This window comes from Paenibacillus sp. FSL H3-0333 (assembly GCF_038002805.1).
GTDB classification, from domain to species: domain Bacteria; phylum Bacillota; class Bacilli; order Paenibacillales; family Paenibacillaceae; genus Paenibacillus_AQ; species Paenibacillus_AQ silagei.
The window spans coordinates 3524022-3546199 of sequence record NZ_JBBODG010000001.1 but is presented as its reverse complement, the minus strand read 5'-3'; the positions used below and the strand labels follow the sequence as shown (position 1 = coordinate 3546199).

Sequence of the window (22178 nt, the reverse complement as noted above, 5' to 3'; positions counted from 1 at the left end):
AATTCAAATCCCCAAATTCTCATTCACATAGAGCTCGCTAGGTTGGATCCGTTGCTGACCGGTATGCAACAGCTCTGGCAAACGTCCTATGCGCTCAGCCAAGCGGGAGAGTTGTTGCTTATGAAAATAAGATAAGCCTGTATGAATCCGGTCCTGGAAAGGCTCAAGCCATCTCGTATCCAAGCTGTCCGGGCCGAAATACACACCAAGCAGCGAGCCTGCTGTTGCTCCGAAGCTGTCGGTATCGTTGCCTTGCATGACCTGTTTGCATATCCCGTCACCAGCATTCTCTGCGAAGCGAAATGTATTGATCAAGGTGCCGATTTCCTGGTACACCTGACAGTGGGAATGATTCGCGTACTTCTGATGAATGCCCTGATAAGCTTCCAGCCAGTTATCTGCATTCGCTACGATCTGAAGACAATCCGCAGTAATCTCATAGAATCGGCTCCTTCTAGGGACGAATTGCAGTGCAGTTCTTATGATTTCAAGCCGATCGCGCAGCACATGTGCGGCAGCAATTGCAGCGGCAATGAACATCGTGGCATAAATCCCCGTCCGGCGATGTGTAAAACTGGCATCACGCCAAGCCAGCTCGGCCGCAAGCGCAGGTTGACCAGGGCATGCATAGCCGTAAGCATCTGCACGAATCGCCGCCCCGCATAATTCTGTATCTTGCACCAGGAAGTCGGGCCAAGCCTCTATTTCCGAATGATTGAATAATTCCCGGTCATGCTCCAAATAGCTAATCCCCGAACGAACCAGGATGGCCCTCTCCGGCCCCCATGTTGTACTTATCGGGAGATGATTTATCCATAAATCTCTTAGGTTCCTTTTCGTAAAACCTTCGCCGAATTGCTCTAACGCCATCATTCCCATTAAGGTGTAGTTGATATCATCATCAGGTGCCACATAGCGAATCCGCCCCCGCGCCGTTTCAAACCAGGACCAGTGACGACGATCCAACGCATGGAGAGCTTTTTCAGAAATATAATCATTCAGCGGCCATTCCCCTACAGCGGTTAACGCTTGACGTAACTCCGACAAACTGGGATTGACCTCAATCGGCTTGCCCAGCATTGAACCACAGACTGAAGCGAGGAAGCCTGCCTCTACACGCTTGGCGCTGTCCTTCAGATTCAAGACTCCGATCTGGCCTAAAGGTCTATCCGGGTCGCATTCCCGCCATATCTCCTCCAACTCATCCGGCTCATAGTAGGGCCAATTGTCCCGCATTGGAATGTCAGCCAAGCTATGGGCGAATTCCAGATAAGCATCATAGCTTGCCGGAAGCTGTTCCAACCGGGCCAAAAAACCGGAGGTTTGATGCCCCTGTGCAAATTTATTACGCAGAACTCCCTCTAATTGATGTTTCAGAAACGTTAGTGATGGCAGCATGTTGTATCTCCTTTATTCTGATTGTCACAAAACCCCAGCAACTTAGAAAAATAAACAGATTTCAATAGTTCACTGTTTATTGCTTGAATCTCCTTAATAAATTCAATAATTCTAGTTCTTATCTCATTTAAAAATCACTTTTGTGTATTCTATTTCCTAGTAGTTCGAGTCGATTTACAGAGCAATTCAGAACTTTTAAATTTCATTTTTTCGGTCTTCCCTTATCCTTTCTAATGCTCTTTTGGCTGCTATTTTCCCATTATGCATTCCGTTTTTGGAGATCTTCACCAGCTTTTCCTTAGCTGGTATATAAGTATGAAATCCAATAATCTCACATGCTCTTTCTTGAACAAACATATCTTCATCGTCTAGATATTTTATGATGGAATTAAGATTTCCTTTTGGCGTTAATGCCATAATCGAAAAAATATACTGACAGCGAATATCATCGCTTATAAGTTGGTCAGAGCTTATCATTCGATTCAACTCGTCAATACAAGCGAGGTCTTCATTCATTTCAGTTTGACTAACTTCAAATTCTGCTGGATAGTCTTTATTCAAATCACGCCAATCCAGATCAGGATATTCTTCGATTTTCGTTATAAATGAACGTATACTTCTGAAGGCCGGAGATACATCCGTTTCCTCATGATCGATATAACATATCCTGTATTTGCATGCGCCTTGTACGTACAAGCCAATATAGTTTGAATGATCGTCACTCCACAAAGGAATCATATCCCGATAAGCCTCTATTTTGGACATATAATCAACTAATTCAACAATTTCGTCAGCTTCCATTAATCTCAAAAAGTAGTTTTGATCCTTTTGTTTCTCCTTGTGCAGCTCCAACTCCTCAACTAATGCAACAGGCAATGAAAGGCCAAGTCTGTGAATAAGATCTGTAAACATGCGACTACTCCTCATAAAATAGTTTTTCACAACCTAGTGTCACTTTCAATCCAAATAGAATACTTCATTTCATTCACCCTAGCCCCTCCCCAATCCCGCCTCACAAAATAAACACAACCGCAATCACCAGATACGAATACCGCACATTCTTTCTCAACAATATGTATATCGTTCCGTAAAGTAGTGACATAAAGAATGCATAAGCACCCGTCGGTCCGCCCTGGAGCAGAATGTGGATGAGGCCCCAAGTGAGTGCGAGGAACGTCCCGCCGTAGGGCAGACCGTCTCTTTTGAAAAGCACTTCACCGAACTTTTGACCAAACGCAATCGTCAGCAAGATTAGCGCAGCTTCAAACAAGTAATAAACATTCTGAAAAATGAACCTCACCGCATCCTTGTATTCCTGAACCGGCTTAATGCCTTCCCATACTATAGTTGTCGATGCAATGGCGATCACTGAAACCACAATCGCGAGCAACCATCCCCGGGAGTCCGGTGTAGCGTTCAACCTCATGATGTCAAAATCGTGTTTCCGCTTGGAGAGCCTGATCAGAAATACGGCCATACTCCCCCACAACAAGCAGGTAATTCCCCAGTGGATACATTGATGAAGGAGCGTATAATCAGAACTTTTCACCCCCAAGACGGATGGTAATATCATCAACAATACCACTTCAAGACCAAACCCTGCAAACGCATACAATGCTAAAGACAGATAATCGCTCGCTCCAACCTTCTTCTCTGCCATCCCGGCATCCCCCATCATCCGCATCCTCCAGTTCAACTTAATTCACCTTCATGTGTAAAAATCTCATCCCGCCACGCTCACCAATCTACACTGCTAATCCCCCTCATACTTCCTCATAATCCCCCGCACATATGCCTTGAACCCATTCCGTATCTCGGGCGGACCCAGCACTTCACATTTATCTCCAAAAGCAAGCAGCCGGTCGTAGCCATATTCATTTGCAATAATGGGATACTTGGCCCAGCAGTGGTGTTTATCCACCCGCAGGATATGGTCGGCACCGAACCGTTCGATTACCCGATCCATGACGGAGCGGTCCAGCCGAATCGTAACCTCCACCCAGTCCTGGCTTAACCAATCTCCTCCGTCCATGGGGAGAGGGGTGAACGCTTTTGGAACGAACTGCTCCTTCGTTACCTGGAGACCGCTCATTCTGGCCAGCTTGAAGATGCGGTAGTCCTGCTTATCCAGACAATAAGCCTGCAAGTACCAGCTACTCTCCTTGAAAACCACCTGATACGGCTCCACCCACCGTTCACTGCTCTGTCCCCACGCATCCGTATACGCAAAAGCCAGCACAGCGTGCTCATTCATCGCCGTCTCGATCATCCCGAACAGGCTGCGCAGCGATTCATTCCCCCGATTCAAGGACAGATCCATGACGAACGGCGCATTCGGCTGGCCCTCAGCATTGTCCGGGTAGAGAGCATTCAGCTTCTCCGCTGCATACACCATTTCCCGTCTCCCAAAAAGCTGCTTGTAGCTCTGCATCCCATTTTGCAGGTTCTGGATTTCTTGCGGGGTGAATAAGGTTTTGCCGACTTTGTAGGACTTCATCAGTCCGACACCGCCCCACGCCCCCATAAGCGTATAGATCGGCAGGCCGGATCTGTTCAGCGTATCAATATCGCGGTAAATCGTTCTTCTGCTGACCTCGAGACGCTCCGCTAACTCGCGCGCACTAATCTGCTCATGCTCCAGCAGGATCATAATGAGCGCAATCAAGCGATCCATTTTCATCATGACCACCTCTAATCAAGTATGCCATACAGGTGTCACAGTTGGTAGATTATGCTGGAGAACGGCTTCATGGCCTCCCTGCGTCCTCTGTCCGAAAGCCCCTACGGCTTCGCCGCGATTGCCCAGGAGGATGGAAAGATCCTGTATATTGCAGGCGTTCAGTCGCCCAGACCCCAGCCGGATACTGCGGTTGAAGTGCTTTTTCCGGGAGGAGAGTATCTGGTGTTGTCCGGTCAGGGCGGATTGTCGCGCCTTGCGTTTGACCGGCTGGAGGATGAGGCATTCGGTAGTATCCTGAACGATAACTATGAGTATGTGTATACCGGACACCCGATCGCGGAGGTACTAACCAATGGCAACCCAATGGATGCCGAAGTTGAAGTATGGGTGCCGGTGACAAAGCGGAAGGCGGATTGAGAATTAAGCTAGAGGAAATAACGTTAGGCTGTAGGTAAAAGCAGCTTCGTTGCGTTGTAGCGCGTTGGATCAGCAGCACTCAGAATTTGAGGCGTGGCTGATCCAGCGCTCACCATTAATTAGGTGTTGCGGCTTTCGAGCTGACCATTCCAGAACGTTAAGGTGCAGGCGTATAGGATGATAAAGGCTATTATGCTTAGGACAACGGGGATAACAAAATTAATGTTAAGCAGAGACATCATATTTAGCTGCACGACGGATAAAAGGATAACGAACAAGAAGCTTGCTGTAATCATAAAATTGGACCAGGCACGGCGGTAAGTTACGTCTTCTTTAACCTGCTGCTTCCCTCTGTGCATTTTCCAATATTCATATATGAACAGAAGGATTCCTAACACCTGCATGATCGTAGGTATAAACACGATACTATAAGATTTATCTACATAGCGGTCTACGGTCCAACTGCCGTTGAAATGGACCGGAAGCTGGTCAGGAATCAGATCATAGTTGCGCAGCACTGTTACAATACTAACCACAATAATAACAGCATGAATGAGGAACCAATGACTGGGCAGGCCAACATTTCCTTTCCGCAATCCAGGTTCCATGATCGAAGATTCGGGAGCAGCAGATAGCGTAGGCAGTACGCTTTTCATTTTCAAATAATACCTAAAGTTAATAACCAGCGAGATTACGAGCATGGCGAGTGAATAGGTGATAATGATCCAACTGACTTGCTTTGAATGTTCATCACTGTAGATTAGGCATAGAATGCCAACAATAAATAAGATGATATGTAAAATAGCACTAATCCTGGCATATGACCTCCGCATCTGGCGCAGCGGCTCACTGTGGAAGTGTACGGCACTGACGGTGACTCCGAAACTAATCGTTTCTTTTGTTAAATACGGCATACTCACGATGAGTACAATGGAAGGTACAAACACTAGGATAAATATTATAACAGGCAGTATCGTCATATCGTTCACCTCATTCTACATGGATATTATTTCACATAATCCTCGAAAACGATCTTATACTCAGCATACTTTTCCGGATTACTTTTTTCATATACTTTCAAATAAGCGGGTTGTAAGGTGTATTAATAAATACGCCCATGTATTCAAATGTACCGCCGTTGCTGGTCGATGATAATACAGGCAATTTGAAGTCTTCACCGATATAAGCAGGATCTTGTTTCCCTTCATTGATCGCCTTCATCATTTGATCATTAGTTAAGCTATAGATATATCCGTAACCCGATTTTACTGTTGCTTCTATGGCATCTGTTAATCAAACTGTCAATAATATAAATAGGATCTTAACTTTCATTATGGATGCCACCTTCAATTTCTTAACATTATCAATATGACAGTACTAAAAACCCTCCCTTTCATTCCAGATTTAATTCAATAACTCTACCATATTATAGGTTATCTGTCACATGCAAAGAGAGTTTCTTCTACGTAAGCATCGACTATATTTTGGAGAAAAAGGTACCTCCTGTAGAATCAGGTTCCCTTATAAATTAGATTGTTCATTCAGACGCAGCTTGAGATATTGATATAGCTTTTGACTGGCTAATTTCAAGGGGTAGGCCGATGCTTTGCACAGGATTCCGAAAGTCATATATATTAGGTTCCCGCTGAGTAGCCGTATGGTTGTTCCCGCAACAGCGGGCTCCGCTATAATCTTCGGAATTAGTGCGATGCCTAAACCTTTCTCGACAAAAAACTTCAAAGCCGTCATACTCCCGATCTCCATCGTATCAAGCGCCTGATTTCCCGTTTCCTGCATAACCATCTCTAGCCTTCTGCGATATGGACAGGTTGCAGCTGTGATAAGCAGACGATACCCTTGAATATCTTCTGGTGCGAGAATCTCTTTCAGTGCTAGCGGATGGTCTTCAGGGACTAACGCCACAAATTCCTCCTGAAACAAGGGGTCAAAATAAAGATCGTTCCCTATCCCTACATCCGGGGTCGAACACAATGAGAAATCAAGATCTCCGCTGAGGACTCTCTCGGCCAGTGCCGAAGTGTTCGCATATTCCAGAGAAATCCGGATGTTCGGATACATAGGCATGAACTCCTTTAAAATACCGGGCAGCCTATAGCTCCCTGTTGGCTCTGTGACGCCGATGCGAATATGGCCCGTCTCCCCCAGTTGCAGATTCGACAAGCTGTTTTGAATTTGCTCCATACTCTTTACAATTTGCATGCTTTGGTCATGAAATAACCTCCCGGCCTCTGTCAGCCGGAACTCCTTACCATGTCCCCGTTCGATCAACTGAACGCCTAAATCCAATTCAAGCTTTTGTATTTGCATCGTAACGGTAGATTGAACATAGTTCATTTCTCTAGCCGCACGGGCAAAACTGCCGTATTTTACGATCAGTTGGAACGTTTTTAACGTCTTAAAATCCATTGTGCACGCTCCTCTATAATTCAAAAGAATTGAACAAACCTTTCATTTTGTTCAATTATACAAATATGACTGCATCATTTACAATGTAAAAGATCAAATTACAACATTTAGGAGTGTAACCATAATGCAGATATATCACAAAGTAGTTCTTGTCACGGGGGGCGGCACAGGGATTGGCAGATTCACAAGTCTCATGCTGGCGAGCCGGGGGGCAACCGTTGTCGTTAACTATTCCCGTTCGCAAGCCGAAGCAGAAGAAACCGTGCGATTGATCAACGAAGAGGGCTGCCATGCGATAGGGGTACAAGCAGACGTATCCAAGGACAAGGAAGTCCGGAGCATGATCGAAACCATTGTTCAGCAATTCGGAACCGTGGATTTGCTCGTCAACAATGCCAGTATTACAAGTCATATTCCGATGGATAGTCTGGAGGAAGTTACCGGAGAAATATGGGATGAATTATTCGCTGTGAATGTTAAAGGTATGTTTCACTGCGCGCGGGCGGTCGCACCATACATGAAGAAAAATAAACAAGGGGCCATTGTAAATGTAGGCAGTATCGCCGGACAAACCGGATTAGGTTCTTCTCTTCCCTATGCCGTATCCAAGGCCGCCGTTCATGGCTTAACAAAATCACTAGCGCGGGCTTTAGCGCCTGATATTCGGGTCAACTGCATCGTACCAGGAGCCGTCGCAACCAGATGGTGGTCCGGAAGAGAAGAACAAATGCAGAGGTTAGCGCCAAATCTTCTGCTGAAGCGTATTTCGGCACCCGAAGATATTGCCTCCATGATCTGTGCAGCCTTAGAGCAAGAAGCAATGACAGGGCAAATCATTACTGTAGATAGCGGTCAAACGTTGTAGAGGCTCATGCGGATTGGCTATTCCGACCGCTTGCACCTACAGTTACTGTAGGATTTATAATGGTTATGAGGGGGGAGAGGATGATGGACAATACAACGTATACTGTCGGAAAGTTTGCTGAATTAAGCGGTATTCCGGTACGGACGCTTCATTATTATGATGAGGTAGGACTATTGCGTCCGCATCGCCGGGCAAGCGGTCACAGGGTCTATGGTTCGGCGGATCTGATCACCTTGCAGAGAATTATCGGATTGAAGTCGCTCGGTTTTTCTCTGGAGCGTATTCGCAGGTTCATTCATCATGGCGAATCCGAGATGAGTCTGGCGGAAACATTGAGAATGCAGCAGCAAGCTCTGGAAGCAGCCCGCGCTGAACTGGATAAGTCGCTGGAAATCCTCGCCAGAATGACGGCTATCCTGCAACGTGAAGGGGAACTGGAGCATGACATGCTGTTCTTGCTGATTCGCAACATGCTAAATGAGGATAAGCAGCGAAGCTGGGTCGCCGAGCATGTATCGGAGCAAACGGCAAATGCCTTGTTCGATATCTCCTCAGATGCCACAGCGGAACTGGATCGAGAAGTGCTTGCCTTTGCCCAAGCGGTTAAGCGTTTGTCAGCAGGAGCGCCGGATGCTGCTGAAGCAGAGGAAATGCTGGGATTCTATGTCCAACGGATACTGGGCTTTCTGGATGAGAAGGCAATTGCAAACTTTGTCCAAATTCCGGAGGAGCAGCATGAGCAATTAAATCAGTTGATAGATATGCCGTTTGACAAACAGGAGATAGCCTGGCTGGATGAGGCGCTGGCACACTATGTGAGCAAATTCGGACTTCCCGGAATAACGTAAACTATATTTAGAGGAGTGACGTTGTGCATTCTTTCCTATTAGCATTGATCTTAATCTCACTTTGCCTACCTGGCATATGGTTAATGAGTCAATTTACAACCAATGATCTTGTTGATAAACCTGATAACAGGTTATCCAGGCATACCTTGTTTATCCTCATCGCCTTACAAACCCTTGTCATCGTCACTTTAGCCGCTACAGCAGGGATTTATTTCGGTAACAAGATTGGGCTTACTGACCCGTTCCTGGAAGGGCTCAGCCGCGGGGAATTGGACTTAACCAATTTGGTTCAACAAGTGGGGATCGGCATCGTCGCGGGAATCATTTGCGCGTTGGTATGGGTTGTAAGCTATTATTCATTCATTCGACCGAGAATAGATACGGTCTCCATCATAGCCTCCGAGCTAGCTAGGCAACAACTTGGACTTGCAGCGCGAATGACGTCCGGCGGAATTACCGAAGAGATTATTTTTCGCTGGGGCTTACTGAGCTTAACGATGTGGGGTGTTCTAAGGCTAACGCCTTCCCTAACGGCTGCATTCTGGATTTCCATCGTCACAACCGGTATATTATTTGGATTGGCTCATTTGCCTGGTAACCTTGCAAAGGGTTGTATTCCTTCACCTATGTTAATTGGCTCAATGGTCATTGGGAATCTGTGGGTTTCCATAATATGCGGCTACCTGTTCTGGCAGTATGGAATTATTGCAGCTATTGTAGTCCATATGTTATTTCACATCATATGGTATCCATGGGAACGGCCCCATCCACAACAATAAGGAATAGGGCATCCATAGTTTGATTTGCTTTGGGATGAGGCTGGTACCTTGGATTGGGTCATTGTTTACAACAACTGGTGAAATGGAGGAACGATCCAAGCTATCCGAACCGAAATAAACCCCGAGCAGAGAGCCGGCTGTTGCTCCAATCTGGCTAAATAACCGGAGGTTTGGTGTCCCTGTGCAAATTTATTGCGTAGAATCCCCTCCAATTGATGTTTAAGAAATGCAAGGGATGGCAGCATGTTGTATCTCCTTTGTCCTGGGTTATTGCTCTACATTGGTTGTACTTCTATCGTCAGAGCAATTCTTGAATCGAAACCTGATACAACGTATCATCTGCACAGAACAGCACGCGGTCTTCCCGAAAATCTTGCGTCACGGGTACAAGCGGCTCGGATTTTTCATTAAGGAACTGTACCTTATGCCCTTTGGTCAAGCTTGATTGTTCAAGTTTCTTGAGATAATATTCTCCGTGTTTGCCGTAACCGCCGTCGAATAGGAAGTGATAACCATCCGTGCAGAACCCGGCCGAACCGGAAATCTCAGGATTCACAAACGTAACCTTGGGTTGATTGGGTCCGCCTGAGATGCAGCCGAGCAAGAAGTCCGTATAATAATAAAACCAGACTTGCTCTTCACGGACAACATTCAAAGCGTAACAATCGGCAATATCCGACACATGATCTTCGTATAATTTGTTGCCATGCTCATCCCAGGCCACCAGACCTTGTGCACCGACTGGATGATCCCACCCGTTATTCCCGAACACGCCTTCGTCAAAATAACTGGTCCAGATGGTGCCTTTCTCTGTCACTTGAACATTCTGAATCCCATCTCCAAGCAGGAACTCACGGACGGTACGTCCTGTATAGTCACACACTTTGGCGTTCAGATCATATTTACCTGCACCATAATACGAGCAGCGTGCTCCAACCAGCAGCAGATGTCTGCGGAGCGGCTGAACATAATGATAATTGAAATGCTGATCCGGAAATGTAATCTCATCGATATAATGTTGACTTTCTACCATCAAAACCTTGTAAGTATGCGGTTGCTTCAAAGCCGGTTGGACGAACATTCCTCGTTTCCGTTCCGGGATCTGGTTAATCAGCAGGACATATACGCAGCCATCTCCACCTAATTGAGCCGAGACGATCTTGAACCCTTTAGTATACATCGAAATATCTGCAAAAGGCTGCAGCGTCACTGTTTTATGAAACATGCCAATTCCTCCTTAAGAGCTGGTGTAAAACCATCCTCTGTTCTATTACCGTATTATGTCAGAGTAGATGGAACCAGAACATGGCGGAAGTATGGCGAAGCTATCTAAAGAGTGATTTTCAACATGCTGTTTGCTCCCTTTTGAAACTCGTATCCGACCGTTATTTCCTCAGTTGAACAACCCTGTTGATGTAAAAAGGTGAGCAGCTCATCCAGTTGACGATATCTCTCTCCTGTAAGGCCGACTAAAGGAAAAATCCGAATTTCCTGTTTGGTTACCCGAAGTAGCTCTTGGATCGCTTGCCTATGGAAATCAAAATCAAGCCTATCTGAATACATAAACAAAAAGTGTGCAGACAGTGTCATATCAAATTGCTTATTCTTAAACGGGAGCGAAGGCAGTGCCGATGCAATATAACGCTCGGGATAGTTTTTCATATCAAGTGCACAATCAGTTAATGCGCAGTCTCTATGTTGTTTTAGTTCTTCAACGGATTTGAAATAATCCCATACGTAGTTCATTTGGGCACTTTCCATTTTGGTCATGGCGTGTTCCAAGTCGTTCATACCTTTTGTGTAAAGATCCTCATAGTCATGAAAATAAGCGATATCCGTTGCCGTTACGTCGGCACCTAGTTTATTCGCATAGGCCGTGAACGAACATGCTCCAGCGGGGCAATCCAGAATGGACCGTCCCTTCAATTCCGCTTTTGTTAACTTAAACATGGACATGTATTCATCAAATGTCCTTCCAATAAAAACGATACGGCTTAAATCCAATTTAACCTCTTTACTCATCTCAGCTCACCTTTCCTCTTCTCATCTATTCTCAACTCAATCATAAGCATAACTACAAATTGTTTTTTAGTAAAGCTGTTATATCTAACTATTGCGGATGGAGAAGCAAAAAAAGTATAACTCCCTTTTAATCGAAAAAAATGGAGTCATCTCATCTAGTCTTCAAGGATTAAGCGGCGACTTTACAATAGATGAGGTTCAGAATCATATTTCTAGTCTCACCCTATCCTCATACAACAGCACCTGGTCATCCGGCAGCTCCGCATTATGATGATAATGCCCGAAGAACCATTTCCCATAGTCCAGTCTGAACTTAATTTCGTTGAAATACGTATGCATGGGATTTGCTTCCACATTCGTACGATAGCGCTCTTTGATCCACTGAAGAGCATCATATGAGCACGTGTGGGTCAATACATAGTCTACTCTCCACTGGTTCTTGTCCAGATTGCGAATGCCTTCCTGGTACTCTTCCGGGCTTGGCATTTCGCGTTCCCACCAGGATACGCCTACCTTCCTGTACTCCTTATCATGAGAAGCCGCTCCACCGAAAGTGAAGAACGTCTTCCCTTCGATCTCAAAGACTTGGCCGCGCATCAGGTGAATGATACTAGGAGTAATGTGATGCACCTGACCGCCATTCCATTCGGAGACTGGATAGGACTCCAGCAGATCAAAGTTCTCGTGATTCCCGTCAATGAACAGGGTGGTCCACGGTTTCTCTGTAAGCCATTTTAGCCAAAAGCGGTCTTCCTTATCATCTGCCCACAACAAGCCGAAATCGCCGACGATAATAACGTAATCCTGCTTCGTCAGCGCCCTGCCTTCAGAAAAGTTTCTGGAGTTAAAGCGGCTGGCCACGCTGATCGAACCGTGAATGTCACCAGTGACATAGATCATGGGATCTGCTCCTTTCATATGAATCAATGTTCGCTAAGCAACTGGAGACTCCATTCAACGTCGATATCTGCCTGCCAGAATCATGGACAATATGCAGCTAATCGAAGCCAGCCCCATCCACAGCAATACGGAATAGGACATCCATACACTAATCATAGTGTAATTATAGTTTACCAATAGAGGCCAGCCTAGTACCAATAGTAACAACAGCGCTCTGATTAGCAGGGTAACACGGGCCTTGATCTTTTGGCGGCGGATTCCCTTCTCTGTGGCAAAATCGCTTCTCCCTCCTGCCAGCCGGATGAGCTTAAAAGCAATCCCAATCACAGTGAACACAACTAACAACGAAGCTACCCCGTCCATTAGGATATAGGTGTCGTCATACTTGAAAGTCTTCATCGGCTGTTCGTGCATCTGGTCATAGATATTCTGGGCAATCAGCGTAGGTGCGGTAGAGTTCAGATTAGCCAGTACGAACACCCCCTCCTTACGTTCTGGATCGATGATCGCCTGGGAAGAATAATTCGGGTTGCTTCCACTATGACGGATCACCCTCGTCTCCCGGTCTTGGCTCCAGCCGAAGGCATAGAATTGGTTCTCAGCTTCATGCCCCGTTGTACGGAGGTCCGGCTCATGTGATTGTTGAATGGCCTTCTGCAGATTATCCGGGATCGCGCTGCTTCCCAGTTGGGCGTTGACCCAGTGCTGCAAATCGTTCAGATTAGTCACCAGATACCCTGCGGCTATATTTCCGTAGTATCTGGGAGCATCGTAGGCCATACTTTTGCCAAAAAACAACCGATACCCCTGTGCAAGCTTCTCCGGCTTCCATTCCTGTCCTGTCGAGAAATAGCTGTCGTTCATCCCCAACGGCTTCAGGATCTGCTGGGTCACATAATCCTGATAGCTCATCCCTGTCACCCGTTCAATAATCGCTGCCAGAATATCGTAATTCACCGTTGCGTACTGATAGGCACTGCCCGGCTGGGTATCCAGCGCAAGGCTGGACATCTTATGTATGGTTGCTGCAAGCTTCTCCTTATCTGAACCTTCAGGGATCAGGCGGATGCTCCAGGACGGTATTCCGCTGGTATGTGCGAGTAGCTGGTTAATTGTGATTTTAGCCTTTTCACCTTTATAGGTCGGAGCAAACTCTGGCAGGTAATTCGAGACATCGTCGGTAAAAGCCAAGACCCCCTGGTTCTGCAGCATAATCACTGCCAGAGCCGTGAATGCCTTGGTCGTTGAGCCTAGCTCAAACAGCGACTCCGCTGTGACTTCCTGCTCCTGCGCCTTATCGGCGTAGCCGTAGGTTTTGAATTCGCTTTTGCCTCCTTTGGCGGACAGGATCGCTATACCTGGGGTGGCTGTCTTGTCCATGATGCTCTGCACCATAGCGGACTCACTGTCAACCTTCCCTGAAGCCAAAAGAGTTCCAATCTCATGCCAACATGCAGCCGTTGCAAGGATCACGATCAGCAGCATCGCAATGCCTTTTAGCAGCAATTCTTTTCTTCGCGTTGTCTTCTTCATTATTAAGCTCCTTCAAGATCTGTCGTCTGGTTCAAGATGTACTTAACTAGTAAGACGTATTGACGCAGCCGTTCCCTGCACAACGAGGGTAAATCCCAAAGCTTCTGAATAAAACGCTACTGCCATATTTAATTTCTCTCCCTGCCTTGACCTTGAAGTATACTTCAACCCTTATAGTGAAATATAGTTAATGGTAGACTTAAAAAACGGGCAAATATGCTTTTAACGAAAGAGGTATATTATGAGAAGTCAATTAAAAGGAGAACTGTCGGGGATTCTATTCCTGATTCTAGCGCTTGGTGCTTCTGTATTTATCGGGAAAGAAATGTTGTTCGCTGTACTAGCAATAATCGTTCTATTGGCACAATTAGGTATTTATACTTTTCTCCTCAAAAGAAGAGGTAAACTGTTTTGGGTCTATACAATTTCCCTGGTAACCCAGATTTTATTCTTGGCCACTAAGGAGTTTTGGATATTCGCACTTGCTATTCTACTGCTGATAGCAGCAGGGGTATGGAATGTGTTTTGGGCTGGTGAAGTGCGTAAGAGCGGGAAGGTTTTTCTAGTGATTCGGAGAGTGCTGTACGGTATTGTCGCTTTAGTAGCCAGTGTGGTTTGGATCGTTAATATATATGCTCAGCCTATTACGGGTTCCGTTACTCTGCCAGCTGAATTAACTGCTGAAATCAACAATGGCCAGCTTGATTCTTCAACCACCATGTTGGACAATATTGAAAAAATGAATTCCTTTGGCAGCCGTACAACGGGTTCTGAAGGTCACAATCAATTCATTGCATGGTTACAGCAGCAGGTGACGGATATGGGCCTTACTGTGTACCGTGATAAGTATACTTTTGACCGCTGGGAAGAGAAGAACAGCTCAGTGACCATAGATAACGAGGAAATTCATGTATCCTCAGCGTTTCCTTACTCTGGTGAGACCGATAGCAATGGAGTAGCCGGAGAGCTTGTCTACACCAAACCTGGTGAATATGAGGAAGCCAAGGGCAACATTGCGGTCGTTGAAATCAAGAACCTTAAGAATTTCCCCATGGCACTGGTTATGAACATACGCGATACCTTTCAAGCGCCGGGCGGTATTCCTTCAGATGAGGGAGATCTAGTCCTTACCACGGCTTTGAAGCACGCTAAATTGGAGGAAGCCAAGGAACAGGGCGTGAAAGCAGTCATTATCGTCTTGGATGGCGTTTCAGATGAAAAGGCTGAAAAGCAATACCTCCCCTTCACCGAGCATTATTTCGGAATTCCAGCCGTTTGGGTCAATAAAACAGCTGGGCAGAAGGTAATCAACGCAGCTAAGGAACATAAGGCGGGCACAGTGATTTTGGAGGCAGAAACACAGGAACATGCGCCGACCGAATCTTTTTATGTGAAAATTGAAGGAAAGAATAAAAAGGAATCTGTCATTATAAATACGCATACCGATGGTGTAAATGTGGTAGAAGAAGACGGTGCGATTGGAATGCTCTCCATGATTCGTTACCTGAAGCTGCAGGAGCAACCAGAACGTACTATGATCTTCACCTTCGTAACAGGACATTTCAGATTGCCCGAATTCAAAGGGACATCGCAGGCAACCTCAACCTGGATGCAGGCTCACCCTGAGCTGTGGGATGGTAACAATGGGCACCTGAAAGCCGTAGCAGGACTCACTGTAGAGCATCTGGGCAGCTTAGAATGGAAGGACAATGCTTCCGGTGAATATGGACCGACTGGAGAAATAAGCACTGAATTCGCCTATGCGGGAAATGAAATCATGGAAGCCATTTGGAAGAAAGCCGTTGAAGATAGAAGTAACACCCGGACCGTTATCTTACGCGGACATAATAAGTTTCAATTCGGTGAAAGTCAGCCCCTGTTCAATGCCGGGATTCCAATGATTGGACTGATCCCCATGCCAGATTATCTCCTGGTAGATAGCGTTGACAGAGAAATGGATAAATTCGATGTGAATCTGATGCACGAACAAGTCGGGTCTCTATTGAAAGCAATACAGCTTATTGATCGTACAGAGACTACTGAGCTGGGCAAGGCAGATCGGTATTCGTTTTTCTTTGGGCGGACGAATTAGTTGAATGGTAACAGCTAACACCGAAAGCAAATTACAATGAGCGTAGTTATGGTATTATTATATTCGAGTTTTAGAGTCTATCAATCTTCTTATACCGGAGGGAAACATGGATATCACTGAATTTCAACAATGGGTTAGGGAATATTACAAGAATCGTAACTGGTCGGACTTAGATATATTTGTCCGTATTGGATTTCTTGCTGAAGAAACTGGGGAAGTCGCCCGCGCAATTCGTGCGTTAGAGATTGGCAGGGATCGTCCTGATGAGGTTGCAGGCACATTTCAAGAGAATAAAGCTGAATTAACAGAAGAACTTGGAGATGTTCTAGGAAATCTCATTGTCATCGCCAATAAATATGATATATCGCTTGAAGATATCTTGATATCGCATAAGCAAAAGCTTCAGGCACGCTATTCAGAAAATTAAAATAAATGCAAAAATAGGAAGAAGGTATACATATGAAGCTTTGTGGAGTCTGTATCCTCACTGACAATGCGCCGCGCCTCGCTGCTTTTTATGAAATCGTGCTCAAGGAATCTCCGGTTGTTGAAGGGCAGCATTACGGATTCGACAATGCTCAGCTTGCGGTCTACAATCCAGGCCAAGTGAATGTGGTCTATGACAAGAATATGTCTCTAATGTTCTTTGTCCATGATGTCTTGGCTGAATATAACCGCCTAATGCAAGCCATCCCCGGCATCGAAATAACCTCTCCACCTGAGCGCAAACCGTGGGGCGCCTATTCTTTCTGGTTCCTTGATCCTGACGGGAATACAGTAAGCTTCATTGAGCAGAGGGAGCTTGAAGGCTAGATCTATACAGCGATATACCAGTACACACCGTACTTATCGACGACTTCTGCACAGCAGGAGCTCCATGGAAGGGAGCCTAACGGCAATAGCACTGTGCCGTCTTTCGCTAACAGTTCGTATGCCCCTTTCACTTCTGCTTCACGCTCAAAGTTAATCCCATAACTCATCGTTGGACGTGATCCCTCTAGTGATGATGAGAGCATGATATTAACCAAGTTATCATTGTGTGATTCGCTGACAGCAAATATTTCTTGTCCATCTCTAAGTAATGATGCGTGCATAAATGTTCCATCCGGGAATATCTCATGATAGCCCAGGGTAAGTCCAAAGGCTTCTGAGTAAAATGCTACAGCTTCAGTGGTATTCTTAATGTATAAGGTTGCTCCTAGTTTCATGGGGTAAACCTCCTTATCTTATTTAACTTCTCTCCCCACCAAAAACCTCAATCATCATTAATGCACCTACTTTGTAGCCTTGGATAAAAGATAATGCCGAATGCAGCGAGCAGGATTCACTATGTAGCTCCAGCAATTCCTCGACCTGATCAAAATCCTCTTGGGGTAGCCTCTCTTTAAGCATCTGTAATGAATCAATAATCCGCTGATTAATCCTTCGCGATTCTGGATCGTTTGGCTTCATCCGCTCATTGGGACGCAAACTCCCATAATACAAATCCTCCAAAATCATGATTATCAGGCCTCCCTTTGAATGTGATCCGTATACTTGTGAACAATAGTGATCCCTACCAAATCAAGTTTAACTGATAAAGTGGGTATATATTGTTTTTTATGCAGTATTCGCATAGAATCACAACCTCTACAAAAACAAGCCCATATGCCGATGTTAAAGAAAATAAAGTACTAGACTAGCGAGGACGCTTCGTTAAGCAAACGGACAGTCTAACGCAACAAAATCAACGAAAAACGCGGACATTAGCTGCCCGCGTTTCTAGTAATTAGGAATTAGATGCCTTCAACGATACGCTTAGACCGCAGCGATACTTGATCCAATAACTCGTCTTCATCAATAGTAAGCAGTTGACGGCCTTGCATCAACACTTTTCCGTTAACGATGGTGGTGTCCACATCCGCTCCGTTAGCGCAATATGCGAGCAGTGAATGGAGGTTGTGCACCGGCTGCAAGTGGGGTTTTCTCATATCAATCAAGATGATATCTGCCTTCTTACCGATTTCGAGCGTGCCCACCTCATGGGCGATGCGGAGCAATTCCGCACTTCCAGCCGTCGCCATGCGAAGAGCATCCATTGCGGGAAGCTTCGTGGGGTCCTCGTAATCCAACTTTTGCAGCCATGTTGCTGCCCGGATCTCCTCGAACATATCTAATGTGGTGGCGCTGCCCGCCCCATCCGTGCCTAAACCAATTGTAATCCCTTGGTCAGCCATATCCTTGATCGGCGCTATGCCGCAGCCAAGCTTGAGATTGCTTACTGGATTATGGGACACGCCGCCCCGCATACTCTTCAGATAACCGATATCACGGCGATTTAGATGCACGCTATGTGCGAGGAGCACATGCGCCTGTTCAAACAGACCGAGGTGATACAAATATTCGGTTGGGGTCTGATTATACTTTTCCCGAATCTGAATGACTTCCTCTTTCGTTTCGGCTAAATGAGTATGTAACGGTATGTCCTCCTGCTCCGCTAATTCGATAAGCTCTCTAAATGGCTGCGGAGGAACAGTGTAAGGGGAATGCGGACCTAGCATGGTCGTGATTCTGCCTTCCGCTGCACCGCTCCAGTGACGAACGAGATCAAGCGCCTCGGACATTCGCCGCCCTCCGTCATTTTCGAGGAAGGTGAGCCCCCGTGTTAAAGAAGCCCGCATACCGGCCTCTTCTACCGCTGCCGCGATTTCATTCATGTGAATGTACATGTCGGCGAAGGTTGTCGTACCCGATTTAATCATTTCCGCCATCGCGAGCTTTGCTCCCCAATAAATATCCTCTGGAGTCATGCGTGCTTCAGCAGGGAGCATTTTCTGGTTCAACCAATCCATAAGCTTCAAATCGTCGGAAAATCCCCGCAATAAGCTCATAGACGAGTGTTGGTGGGCGTTGATCAGCCCGGGCATTGCAGCCATACCCCCGCCATGAATGATCACATCTGCCCCAGTAGATATAATGGACTGAATGTCCGCTATGCGGTCCCCGTCGATGAGAATATCCCCGATATAGGGTTCCTCGTTTCCCATGGTTAAGATGGTCGCGCCTTTGATTAACGTCTTCATCGTGACAGCCTCCTTTTCTAGGGTTTATACTAAACCTTGACGTTAAGTGAGGGTCAAGAACATAAAGGGGTCTAGCACATGAAAATAAAAGAAGTCGCTGATATGCTGAAAATATCGCAGCGCGCGATTCGGTTTTACGAAGCCAAAGGTCTCATTGCTCCTTCCAAACAAGCTGACAATCAGTATCGGAGGTTTGACGAAGAAGATATTTGGCGCTTGCAGACGATCATTGCACTCAGGGAATCAGGAATGCCGGTTAGTGAGATTCGGACTGCACTATTGGATATTGAAGCCAAAGGAAACAGTCAATTACGATATTTGTTGGAACTCCAGCGATCCGTCATGTTCACCAAGTGGGTCGAAATGCAGCAGATTATCGAGACAACAGACCAAATGATTGAAACCCTCAAGAATGACCATACCCTTCCGCTTGACGACATTTACATTCTGGCGGAGGGTTCGAGAAGACTGAGAGAACAACGGACATGGAAGGATAAGTGGGGGTATGACCGCTTAGCCGGCGTTCACGATCAGTTGGTTCAAGAGGACACACGGAAATATGGGGACTATGATGAGGCGCTGCGGCTCGTCGTGCAATGGGTCTCGGCAATCCGTGGGGAACGGGGATTGGACATCGGAACGGGTACGGGAAATTTAGCCGGCCGACTGATCCATGAAGGCGCGGTGATGGCTGGAGTGGATCAGTCCAACGAAATGTTAAAGAAGTGCCAGCTCAAATTTCCAGAGATGGAGACCAAGCTTGGCAATTTCCTGGCACTTCCGTACCTTGACGGGAAATTTGATTTTATTGTTTCAAGCTTTGCCCTGCATCATCTGACGAGCGGCCAAATGCTGCTCGCTATTCAGGAGATGCGCAGGGTATTAAAACCTCACGGAAGGATCTGCATCGCGGATTTGATGATTGACAGGGAAGGAAGCACAGCGCATGAAGGTGATGAGGATTCTCTTCTGCTCCCCAAGCTCATTGATTTATTAGAGGATAGCGGATGCATCACTAAACACCTTAAAGTAAATCGATTGTTACATGTTGTTTTAGCAGTACCTATTCGGTAAAAAAACCTTACCCCTGCGTCAAGGTTCACCGTATTGTGTGTGATTTACAACAACGCCCCTTTTTACCAAGCCACAACTCCATGCTCATCAAAAAAGCCGCCAGTTGGACCATCACTAGCTATTGTGGCAAGCTCCACTACAACGGAAGCTGCTTGTTCGACTGAACGATAGCCACTATTACCATTTAAATCAGTAGCTGTAAATCCAGGGCAAACGGAGTTGATTTTAATAGGAGAATCACTTAATTCTTTAGCAAAGGAAACGGTTAAAGCATTTACAGCCGTTTTAGAACTATTGTAGGCGAGTGAATTCGCCTTATAAAATTCCGACGTTGAGTCAGAATTCAAGGTTAAGGAACCTAATGCGCTGGAAAGATTAACGATTCTTCCGGCAGAAGAATTTCTGAGCAATGGAAGCATTGCTTTAGTGACAGAAAATACACCGAAAACGTTTGTCTCATAGGTACTCTTGAGAACAGACAATTCCAGTTCAACGGGAGAGGTGTTTTCTTCGAAAAACACGCCTGCATTATTAATCAAGATATCAAGCAATCCATACTCTTGCTCAATCCATTCTGCTGCGGAGAGAACGGAGCTGGGGTTCGTGACATCAAGAACCACTGTTTTAGCTTTAATTTTCTCCTTTTCCAATAACGTTACGGCCTCATGTCCTTTATTTTCGCTTCTTGCTCCTATTAAAATCTCGTACCCCATATTTCCCAATTGTCTTGCTGTCTCAAAACCGATACCTTTGTTTCCACCTGTAATTAATACGATCTTAGATTTATTCATAAAATTGCCTCCCTACGTTCTTGTTTTAATACGGCTGCGTTTACCGCATGAGATAAGAATATCAGGGAGACGAATACATTTCTTTGCCTACAAGCTCATTCTATTTGTCTATTTAGCTCATTTTCAAGCCCCTATAGTCATCCTTCTTCAACCTCAGCTGCCGTCTAAACTCTGACGGTGGAAGTCCGAATCTTGCCTTGAATACTTTGGAAAAGTGAGCGATATTTTCGAATCCGGTTGAAAAACAGATATCCGTAACAGGTAACGCTGTTTCCGCTAACAGTTCCTTGGCTTTATCCAGTCTTCGATTGCGAACCCATTTGAGCGGGGAGGTGTTGTATATTGCTTGAAAATCCCTTTTGAACGTCGCCAGGCTTCTGCCGGACAAATAGGCCAGGTCGTTAAGGGAAACGGGATTCATGAAGTTCTCCTCCATGATCTTTGTGATGCTGCCACTGTCCTTGCTTATGGGTTGGATCATTTGATGCAACAAACGATCATTCGAATCTGCTATGTGAAACAGCAATTCCATCAGTTTCACACGAACCAGTCCTTCTTTGACTTCGTTAGGGTGCTCGAAATAGGGTTGTAACGACTCGATATAGCTTTCAATGCGGTCATTGATCGGAAAGACTGTTATCGGAACAACATCATTCACGGGACAAACCGGTTTTAAACCGGCGAATTTGAGGAATTCATCTACTATCTTCTCGTTCAGGAAAAACATCATATAGTCGAGGATGTAATCGGAATCGGGTTCACCCGCTTTCTCGTATTCGACTCCCATTGATTTATGAATAAACATCATTTCGTTGCTCCGCATCGTATATTCTTGATCACCGAAGCGAACTGTATAGACACCCGACTTGATGATTAGCAGAAGATGATCCTGCAAAAAAAAGGTTCCTTTTATGCCTTGCGTGTAAAAGCAGAGTTCGATAACGGACATCCCATCCAGCTTCAAGCTCCCTTTTTTATTCGGAAACTTTACCAGTTCATTAGGCACCTTGACCATTTTGCTTGATCTCATAGTCATGGACGTCCCGCCCTACTTGTACCTGCGATTGCTCTAGTTTCCATTTCTTGATCATCCTTTCGGTTATGCCAGTCTGCGCTTACGTTTCAACACTTATCCTTTTAGTATAACTGGAACCCGGCGAGAATACTTTGCTAAAAAGCTCAAACGACTTGTTCATTTAGCTCCAAACGAGCAAGTGCTAAAATAGAATGAAAATAAAGGATTAGACTGTGAAAATGTGGGTATGTATTGTTATCACTAACCAGCACAAA

23 protein-coding genes are annotated in these 22178 nt (G+C 45.7%); 8 read left to right on the top strand and 15 right to left on the bottom strand.

The features are described 5' to 3' along the window. Window positions 1–3: 3 nt before the first annotated feature. From MHH78_RS15525 to MHH78_RS15510, 4 genes are all read right to left on the bottom strand, one after another. Window positions 4–1398 (bottom strand): ADP-ribosylglycohydrolase family protein, encoded by a 1395-nt coding sequence (locus MHH78_RS15525; RefSeq protein WP_341167926.1) that lies wholly within the window; start codon window positions 1396–1398, stop codon window positions 4–6. A 195-nt stretch (window positions 1399–1593) separates the two neighbouring features. Continuing rightward, window positions 1594–2310 (bottom strand): HEAT repeat domain-containing protein, encoded by a 717-nt coding sequence (locus MHH78_RS15520; RefSeq protein WP_341167925.1) that lies wholly within the window; start codon window positions 2308–2310, stop codon window positions 1594–1596. A 100-nt stretch (window positions 2311–2410) separates the two neighbouring features. Beyond that, window positions 2411–3058: a hypothetical protein gene (locus tag MHH78_RS15515; RefSeq protein WP_341167924.1), complete on the bottom strand. Its 648-nt coding sequence runs from the start codon at window positions 3056–3058 to the stop codon at window positions 2411–2413. Window positions 3059–3151: 93 nt separating this feature from the next. Further along, on the bottom strand, window positions 3152–4072 hold the full coding sequence (locus tag MHH78_RS15510; protein ID WP_341167923.1) for a helix-turn-helix transcriptional regulator: 921 nt from the start codon (window positions 4070–4072) through the stop codon (window positions 3152–3154). 75 nt (window positions 4073–4147) lie between these two features. Here MHH78_RS15510 and MHH78_RS15505 point away from each other — a divergent pair, with 75 nt between their 5' ends. Next, a complete protein-coding gene (locus MHH78_RS15505; RefSeq protein ID WP_341167922.1) occupies window positions 4148–4495 on the top strand; it encodes a GyrI-like domain-containing protein in 348 nt (115 codons plus the stop codon). A 119-nt stretch (window positions 4496–4614) separates the two neighbouring features. Here the strand turns inward: MHH78_RS15505 and MHH78_RS15500 are convergent, their stop codons facing one another. Together MHH78_RS15500 and MHH78_RS15495 are read right to left on the bottom strand one after the other, a co-directional pair. Further along, window positions 4615–5475, bottom strand: a complete 861-nt coding sequence (locus MHH78_RS15500; RefSeq protein ID WP_341167921.1) for a DUF1648 domain-containing protein — start codon at window positions 5473–5475, stop codon at window positions 4615–4617. Between the two features lie 541 nt (window positions 5476–6016). After that, complete coding sequence (locus MHH78_RS15495) at window positions 6017–6922, bottom strand: LysR family transcriptional regulator (protein ID WP_341167920.1); 906 nt, start codon at window positions 6920–6922, stop codon at window positions 6017–6019. A gap of 124 nt (window positions 6923–7046) precedes the next feature. On the opposite strand from MHH78_RS15495, the gene MHH78_RS15490 reads away from it, so the two are divergent. From MHH78_RS15490 to MHH78_RS15480, 3 genes are all read left to right on the top strand, one after another. Then, the gene (locus tag MHH78_RS15490; RefSeq protein ID WP_341167919.1) at window positions 7047–7787 is read left to right on the top strand and encodes an SDR family NAD(P)-dependent oxidoreductase; all 741 of its coding nucleotides are present in this window, start codon (window positions 7047–7049) and stop codon (window positions 7785–7787) included. 80 nt (window positions 7788–7867) lie between these two features. Then, window positions 7868–8635 (top strand): MerR family transcriptional regulator, encoded by a 768-nt coding sequence (locus MHH78_RS15485; protein ID WP_341167918.1) that lies wholly within the window; start codon window positions 7868–7870, stop codon window positions 8633–8635. Between the two features lie 83 nt (window positions 8636–8718). Continuing rightward, entirely contained in the window at window positions 8719–9414 is a 696-nt protein-coding gene (locus tag MHH78_RS15480) for a CPBP family intramembrane glutamic endopeptidase (RefSeq protein WP_341167917.1), read from the top strand. Between the two features lie 298 nt (window positions 9415–9712). On the opposite strand, the gene MHH78_RS15475 is transcribed toward MHH78_RS15480, so the two are convergent. The 4 genes from MHH78_RS15475 to MHH78_RS15460 all read right to left on the bottom strand — a co-directional run bounded on the left by MHH78_RS15475 (window position 9713) and on the right by MHH78_RS15460 (window position 13869). Beyond that, window positions 9713–10639 (bottom strand): hypothetical protein, encoded by a 927-nt coding sequence (locus MHH78_RS15475; RefSeq protein WP_341167916.1) that lies wholly within the window; start codon window positions 10637–10639, stop codon window positions 9713–9715. Window positions 10640–10743: 104 nt separating this feature from the next. Beyond that, on the bottom strand, window positions 10744–11436 hold the full coding sequence (locus MHH78_RS15470) for an SAM-dependent methyltransferase (protein WP_341167915.1): 693 nt from the start codon (window positions 11434–11436) through the stop codon (window positions 10744–10746). A 204-nt stretch (window positions 11437–11640) separates the two neighbouring features. Further along, window positions 11641–12336 carry a metallophosphoesterase family protein gene (locus tag MHH78_RS15465; RefSeq protein WP_341167914.1) on the bottom strand — a complete coding sequence of 232 codons (696 nt, stop codon included), beginning with the start codon at window positions 12334–12336 and terminating at the stop codon, window positions 11641–11643. Between the two features lie 54 nt (window positions 12337–12390). Then, window positions 12391–13869: a serine hydrolase domain-containing protein gene (locus MHH78_RS15460; RefSeq protein ID WP_341167913.1), complete on the bottom strand. Its 1479-nt coding sequence runs from the start codon at window positions 13867–13869 to the stop codon at window positions 12391–12393. Between the two features lie 241 nt (window positions 13870–14110). On the opposite strand from MHH78_RS15460, the gene MHH78_RS15455 reads away from it, so the two are divergent. The 3 genes from MHH78_RS15455 (at window position 14111) to MHH78_RS15445 (ending at window position 16774) form a co-directional block, all read left to right on the top strand. Then, on the top strand, window positions 14111–15961 hold the full coding sequence (locus MHH78_RS15455; RefSeq protein ID WP_341167912.1) for a hypothetical protein: 1851 nt from the start codon (window positions 14111–14113) through the stop codon (window positions 15959–15961). Window positions 15962–16067: 106 nt separating this feature from the next. Continuing rightward, window positions 16068–16388 (top strand): MazG nucleotide pyrophosphohydrolase domain-containing protein, encoded by a 321-nt coding sequence (locus MHH78_RS15450; RefSeq protein WP_036733455.1) that lies wholly within the window; start codon window positions 16068–16070, stop codon window positions 16386–16388. 32 nt (window positions 16389–16420) lie between these two features. Further along, window positions 16421–16774 (top strand): VOC family protein, encoded by a 354-nt coding sequence (locus MHH78_RS15445; RefSeq protein ID WP_341167911.1) that lies wholly within the window; start codon window positions 16421–16423, stop codon window positions 16772–16774. A gap of 2 nt (window positions 16775–16776) precedes the next feature. Here MHH78_RS15445 and MHH78_RS15440 read toward each other — a convergent pair whose 3' ends face one another. The 3 genes from MHH78_RS15440 to MHH78_RS15430 form a co-directional block, all read right to left on the bottom strand. Then, window positions 16777–17169, bottom strand: a complete 393-nt coding sequence (locus MHH78_RS15440; RefSeq protein WP_341167910.1) for a VOC family protein — start codon at window positions 17167–17169, stop codon at window positions 16777–16779. Window positions 17170–17191: 22 nt separating this feature from the next. Then, window positions 17192–17461, bottom strand: a complete 270-nt coding sequence (locus MHH78_RS15435) for a DUF6809 family protein (protein WP_341167909.1) — start codon at window positions 17459–17461, stop codon at window positions 17192–17194. 275 nt (window positions 17462–17736) lie between these two features. Continuing rightward, window positions 17737–19023, bottom strand: coding sequence for an amidohydrolase (locus tag MHH78_RS15430; protein ID WP_341167908.1), 1287 nt, complete (start codon window positions 19021–19023; stop codon window positions 17737–17739). A gap of 78 nt (window positions 19024–19101) precedes the next feature. Between MHH78_RS15430 and MHH78_RS15425 the strand changes: the two genes are divergently transcribed. Continuing rightward, window positions 19102–20097, top strand: a complete 996-nt coding sequence (locus MHH78_RS15425) for a MerR family transcriptional regulator (RefSeq protein ID WP_341167907.1) — start codon at window positions 19102–19104, stop codon at window positions 20095–20097. 62 nt (window positions 20098–20159) lie between these two features. On the opposite strand, the gene MHH78_RS15420 is transcribed toward MHH78_RS15425, so the two are convergent. Then, on the bottom strand, window positions 20160–20888 hold the full coding sequence (locus tag MHH78_RS15420; protein ID WP_341167906.1) for an SDR family oxidoreductase: 729 nt from the start codon (window positions 20886–20888) through the stop codon (window positions 20160–20162). Between the two features lie 112 nt (window positions 20889–21000). Next, window positions 21001–21903 carry an AraC family transcriptional regulator gene (locus MHH78_RS15415; RefSeq protein WP_341167905.1) on the bottom strand — a complete coding sequence of 301 codons (903 nt, stop codon included), beginning with the start codon at window positions 21901–21903 and terminating at the stop codon, window positions 21001–21003. Window positions 21904–22178 lie beyond the last annotated feature (275 nt).

What these genes read in the sequence shown, in the direction of transcription:
- MHH78_RS15525 (WP_341167926.1), bottom strand. Translation starts at nt 1,398, where the DNA reads ATGCTGCCATCACTAACGTTTCTGAAACATCAATTAGAGGGAGTTCTG.
- MHH78_RS15500 (WP_341167921.1), bottom strand. Translation starts at nt 5,475, where the DNA reads ATGACGATACTGCCTGTTATAATATTTATCCTAGTGTTTGTACCTTCC.
- MHH78_RS15430 (WP_341167908.1), bottom strand. Translation starts at nt 19,023, where the DNA reads ATGAAGACGTTAATCAAAGGCGCGACCATCTTAACCATGGGAAACGAG.
- MHH78_RS15475 (WP_341167916.1), bottom strand. Translation starts at nt 10,639, where the DNA reads ATGTTTCATAAAACAGTGACGCTGCAGCCTTTTGCAGATATTTCGATG.
- MHH78_RS15515 (WP_341167924.1), bottom strand. Translation starts at nt 3,058, where the DNA reads ATGGCAGAGAAGAAGGTTGGAGCGAGCGATTATCTGTCTTTAGCATTG.
- MHH78_RS15470 (WP_341167915.1), bottom strand. Translation starts at nt 11,436, where the DNA reads ATGAGTAAAGAGGTTAAATTGGATTTAAGCCGTATCGTTTTTATTGGA.
- MHH78_RS15460 (WP_341167913.1), bottom strand. Translation starts at nt 13,869, where the DNA reads ATGAAGAAGACAACGCGAAGAAAAGAATTGCTGCTAAAAGGCATTGCG.
- MHH78_RS15445 (WP_341167911.1), top strand. Translation starts at nt 16,421, where the DNA reads ATGAAGCTTTGTGGAGTCTGTATCCTCACTGACAATGCGCCGCGCCTC.
- MHH78_RS15440 (WP_341167910.1), bottom strand. Translation starts at nt 17,169, where the DNA reads ATGAAACTAGGAGCAACCTTATACATTAAGAATACCACTGAAGCTGTA.
- MHH78_RS15450 (WP_036733455.1), top strand. Translation starts at nt 16,068, where the DNA reads ATGGATATCACTGAATTTCAACAATGGGTTAGGGAATATTACAAGAAT.
- MHH78_RS15480 (WP_341167917.1), top strand. Translation starts at nt 8,719, where the DNA reads ATGAGTCAATTTACAACCAATGATCTTGTTGATAAACCTGATAACAGG.
- MHH78_RS15420 (WP_341167906.1), bottom strand. Translation starts at nt 20,888, where the DNA reads ATGAATAAATCTAAGATCGTATTAATTACAGGTGGAAACAAAGGTATC.
- MHH78_RS15510 (WP_341167923.1), bottom strand. Translation starts at nt 4,072, where the DNA reads ATGGATCGCTTGATTGCGCTCATTATGATCCTGCTGGAGCATGAGCAG.
- MHH78_RS15415 (WP_341167905.1), bottom strand. Translation starts at nt 21,903, where the DNA reads ATGGTCAAGGTGCCTAATGAACTGGTAAAGTTTCCGAATAAAAAAGGG.
- MHH78_RS15485 (WP_341167918.1), top strand. Translation starts at nt 7,868, where the DNA reads ATGATGGACAATACAACGTATACTGTCGGAAAGTTTGCTGAATTAAGC.
- MHH78_RS15505 (WP_341167922.1), top strand. Translation starts at nt 4,148, where the DNA reads ATGGCCTCCCTGCGTCCTCTGTCCGAAAGCCCCTACGGCTTCGCCGCG.
- MHH78_RS15435 (WP_341167909.1), bottom strand. Translation starts at nt 17,461, where the DNA reads ATGATTTTGGAGGATTTGTATTATGGGAGTTTGCGTCCCAATGAGCGG.
- MHH78_RS15495 (WP_341167920.1), bottom strand. Translation starts at nt 6,922, where the DNA reads ATGGATTTTAAGACGTTAAAAACGTTCCAACTGATCGTAAAATACGGC.
- MHH78_RS15455 (WP_341167912.1), top strand. Translation starts at nt 14,111, where the DNA reads ATGAGAAGTCAATTAAAAGGAGAACTGTCGGGGATTCTATTCCTGATT.
- MHH78_RS15520 (WP_341167925.1), bottom strand. Translation starts at nt 2,310, where the DNA reads ATGTTTACAGATCTTATTCACAGACTTGGCCTTTCATTGCCTGTTGCA.
- MHH78_RS15425 (WP_341167907.1), top strand. Translation starts at nt 19,102, where the DNA reads ATGAAAATAAAAGAAGTCGCTGATATGCTGAAAATATCGCAGCGCGCG.
- MHH78_RS15465 (WP_341167914.1), bottom strand. Translation starts at nt 12,336, where the DNA reads ATGATCTATGTCACTGGTGACATTCACGGTTCGATCAGCGTGGCCAGC.
- MHH78_RS15490 (WP_341167919.1), top strand. Translation starts at nt 7,047, where the DNA reads ATGCAGATATATCACAAAGTAGTTCTTGTCACGGGGGGCGGCACAGGG.